This window comes from Acidovorax sp. HMWF018 (genome assembly GCF_003061035.1).
Classification (GTDB): Bacteria; Pseudomonadota; Gammaproteobacteria; order Burkholderiales; family Burkholderiaceae_C; genus Acidovorax; species Acidovorax delafieldii.
On sequence record NZ_QAIM01000175.1, the window covers coordinates 1 to 3,969 of the forward strand.

The following is a 3,969-nucleotide window of genomic DNA, read 5'->3' on the forward strand; positions in this document are numbered from 1 at the left end:
CCCCTCTACTGCCCCGCCCTGCCCATGACCCGCATTGCCGTGATCGAAGACGACCTGCCCACCAGCAACCAGTTGGCCGGGTGGATACGCAGCGCCAAGAGCGGCATCGTCATCGACCAGTGGTTTACCCGCGACGAGGCCGAGGCCGCGCTGGCCCGCGAGCACTACGACGCGGTGGTGCTGGACATTGAGTTAGGCCGCGAGCGCCATGCGGGCGTGGCCCTCATCAATGCCATCAACAAGCTGCGCCAGGGCACGCCGGTGCTGGTGGTGTCGGCCATGCCTGCGGCCATCTACCGCAGCATCATGAAGGCGCTGGACGCGTGGGACTACCTGCAGAAAACCACGTTCGAAGAGGCCGATTTCATTGAGACCTTTCTCGACATCCTGCGTACCACACAGGCCCAGGCCCCAGCCAGCGCGCCCTCCGCCCCCGTGGGTGATGCACTGGTGCTGGACCCGCTGTGGCAGCGCACCCCCACTTGGCGCGGCGAGCGCATCAACCTGCCACTGACGGCCCAGCGCATCCTGGCCACGCTGCACCAGCGCAGTGGCGAGGTGGTGTCGTATGACGAACTGTTCGAGGTGGTGAAAAGCGGGCGCAATCGTGACAACGTGCGCAAGCATGTGAGCACCATTCGCGAGGCGCTGCGTGAAGTGGACCCCGGATTTGAAGGCATTGAGAACGTGCCCATGCGCGGCTTCCGCTGGGTCGGTAAATGAAGCGCCTGCTGCGCCGCCCCGCGCTGGAGATGCCCCGGCTGGGCCTGCCCGCGTTCCGCCTGCGCATTCTGGTGCGCGGGGTGTTCGTGCTGCTGGCACTGGCCACGGTGGTGCTGAGCGTGGTGGTGCTCAAGGACGAAAAGGAGCGCGCCTGGCAGGCTTACCAGCATGGCTTTGTGCGCAGCCAGGCCGAGGTCATGGCGCGGCTGCGCCACCCCTCGGGCCAGTTGGCGCTGCTCAACGCCAGCCACCTCGGCCAGGGCGTGACGCCGCTGGCGCCGCTGCTGCTGCCCTATGCGGCCATCGACTTTGACGACCCGCAAAAATCACAGCAAGCCGTGGAGATGGCGGGCTGCTCTGTGCAGTACCCCGATGGCGCATCAGTGTGCGCAGCGATTGGCAACAACCCCTATGCGGGCGGCTTCATTTACCTGGTGGGCAGCTTCTATGCAGGCGAGCTGATACCCCGCGAGCGCGGCGCTTTGGTGCCCGCCGAGGCACACCGCGCGCGCATCACCCTGGACATGCGGGGCACCACCTACCGCTGGATTGCGCCGTACGAGGCCATGCCCCCACAAGGCAGCGCGGCTGTGCGCGGGCGCCTGACGGGGTTTGTGGACAACGGCACGCCGCAGCTCGACGCCCGCGCGCGGCCGGTGCGCGACTTTCGCGGCTGGCTGTGGCAAAACGGTCAGTGCCGCGACCTGCCGCCCCCATCGGCCAGCTCGCCCGCTGGCGAGGCCACCACCACTGACTGCCTGCGCCGCACGCACTACTCCATCCGCCTGCCGGTCGAACTGTTCCGCGAAGCCTTGTTCCGCAAGGACGAGCGCCTGGTCTGGCCGCCGGAAGACCTGGGGCAGATTCGCGTGCGGGTGGAGATGCTGGCGCCGGGCGAGGACACCAGACCGCTGTTCGACAGCGACGCACCCGGCGCGCAGCTAGCCGCATCGCTGGGCGACCTCTCGCGCAGCCTGTTGCCGGGCGAGCGCGTGCAGATTCGCAAGCTGGGCAGTGACGAGGCCAGCGCCATCACCCTCAAGGGCGTCGAAGTGCAGGCCGATCCATCTGCCCCCTGGCTGCTGCGCCTGATCCGCTGGCTGCCGCTGGAGGCCGCAGGCGTGGGCCCGGCAGCAGCCACGCCCGCCGCACCCACGGCCCTGGACATTCTGGACACACCCACCGGCAACTACGTGGTCAACTTCACCGGCCACCTGCGCGGCGTGGAGCAAGGCCTGGCCGCTGTGGCCACGCGCCTGTCGTGGTACCTGGGTGCCATGCTGGGCGCCATTGCGCTGGCCTGGCTGGTGGTCGAGGTGGGCCTGATCCGCCGCGTAACAGCCCTGACCCGCCGCGCCGCCGCCGTGTCGTACAACGTGCAGCCTGGCCACAACGCCCCCCGGCTGGGCGACTTGGATGTGTCGGACCTGCGCGGCTCGGACGAGCTGGGCATTCTGGCCGGTGGCTTGGCCGACCTGCTGCAGCGCGTGAAGGACGACCTGCAGCGCGAGCAGCTGCGCGCCCAACAAGAGCGCGACATGTGGCACGCCGTAGGGCACGAGATCATGTCGCCCCTGCAGTCGCTGATGGCGCTGAACGGCCCACAAGACCCCGGCCACCGCTATGTGCAGCGCATGCAGCAGGCCATCCATGTGTTGTATGGCACGGCATCGCCCGCCGAAGCGCTGCAGGCCGCCGATGTGCCCGAGGGGCGGCTGGACCTGGATACCTTCTTGCGCAACGTGGCCGACAACGCCCACTTTGCGAGCATTTTGGATGTGGTGTACGACCTGGGCCCAAGCCACCCTGGCCCGGTCATCGTGCGGGCCGACGAGTTTGCGCTCGAAGACGTGGTGACCCACATCTTGCGCAATGCCGGCCGCTATCGCCCCACGGGCAGCCCCATCAGGCTGACCCTCACGGCGTCAGAATCCACCGCCAGCGCTACGCTGCACAATCAGGGCTCCACCATTGCAGACGAACTGCTGGAGCGGATTTTTGAGCTGGGCGTTTCCGACCCCGCCAGCCCCACCCCGCTGGGCGAGGGCGAGCACCGGGGCCAGGGGCTGTTTGTGGCCAAAACCTACATGGCCAAGATGGGCGGCACCATCAATGCGCGCAACACGTCTGATGGCGTGGCCTTCATCCTGACCTTTCAGCGACTGGGCTGACCCAGCCCAAGACGCGAAGCGCGCGCACGGGCAAGGGCGGCTCTGTCCGACAGGGGCACATGGCCCCGGCGCCTACCCTGCAGGCATAGGTTCAGACCATCGTCTGCCATTGCCTCAGGAGCCCTCCATGAAACGCCTTCGCTTTGCCACCTCTATCTTCACTGCGGCATTGCTGCTGGCCTGTGCGGGCGCATCCGCTCAAACGCCGCCGCAGGACGCGCGGACACGCTACGAGCAGGAGCGGGAAAAGTGCATGACCAACAACACCCAGGACAGCCTGGCCACCTGCCTGCGCGAGGCCAACAACGCACTGGACGCTTCCCGCAAGGGCGATCTCAGCAACCCTGGAGCCGCCGCCACCGACAACGCCACCCAGCGTTGCGCAGCTTTCCAGACGGCTGCTGACCAGGCGGATTGCATGCGCCGCGTGCAAAGCAGCCCGGCGAGTGGCTCGGTATCCGGCGGCGGCGTGCTGCGCGAATCGACCACGACGACCATCACCGTGCCTGCGCAACAGTAGCCTGACCCCCTATTAGGTGCGGTCTGTCACAAAGGCATCCGCGCCCAATCTTCGCAGCGACCCAGGCGATCAGCCCAAGGCCACACGCATCGCGTCGATCACGCCCCGGTAGTCCGGCTTTCCAAAGATGGCGCTGCCCGCGACAAAGGTGTCAGCACCCGCGTCAGCCACGCGGCGTATGTTGTCGGTCTTGATGCCGCCATCGACTTCCAGACGAATGTCCTTGCCAGAAGCATCAATGCGCTTGCGCACAGCTTCGATCTTGCGCAGCGCGGAGTCGATAAAGCTCTGGCCGCCAAAGCCGGGGTTCACGCTCATGATGAGGATGAGGTCGATGTCGTCGATCACCCAGTCCAGCACGTCCAGAGGTTCGGCGGGATTGAACACCAGGCCAGGCTTGACGCCTTTGGACCGGATGGCCTGGATGCTGCGGTGCACATGGCCCGAGGCATCGGGGTGGAAGCTGATGTAGTCAGCACCCGCGTCGGCAAAGGCAGCGGCCAAGGCATCCACAGGCTGGATCATCAGGTGCACGTCAATCGGCACGGCCACGCC

The 3,969-nt window shown here is 67.0% G+C and carries 4 protein-coding genes; 3 read left to right on the forward strand and 1 reads right to left on the reverse strand.

The window, feature by feature from the left end:
- The first annotated feature begins 24 nt into the window (after positions 1–24).
- The 3 genes from DBR23_RS06620 to DBR23_RS06630 all read left to right on the forward strand — a co-directional run bounded on the left by DBR23_RS06620 (position 25) and on the right by DBR23_RS06630 (position 3,414).
- Positions 25–723 (forward strand): response regulator transcription factor, encoded by a 699-nt coding sequence (locus DBR23_RS06620; RefSeq protein WP_056747842.1) that lies wholly within the window; start codon positions 25–27, stop codon positions 721–723.
- Positions 720–2,894 carry a HAMP domain-containing sensor histidine kinase gene (locus DBR23_RS06625; protein WP_108497711.1) on the forward strand — a complete coding sequence of 725 codons (2,175 nt, stop codon included), beginning with the start codon at positions 720–722 and terminating at the stop codon, positions 2,892–2,894. The genes DBR23_RS06620 and DBR23_RS06625 overlap by 4 nt, the downstream gene beginning before the upstream one ends.
- A gap of 127 nt (positions 2,895–3,021) precedes the next feature.
- Entirely contained in the window at positions 3,022–3,414 is a 393-nt protein-coding gene (locus DBR23_RS06630) for a hypothetical protein (protein ID WP_108497712.1), read from the forward strand.
- Between the two features lie 69 nt (positions 3,415–3,483).
- Here the strand turns inward: DBR23_RS06630 and DBR23_RS06635 are convergent.
- The coding region (locus DBR23_RS06635) for a ribulose-phosphate 3-epimerase (RefSeq protein ID WP_108497713.1) at positions 3,484–3,969 on the reverse strand (486 nt) is incomplete at its 5' end.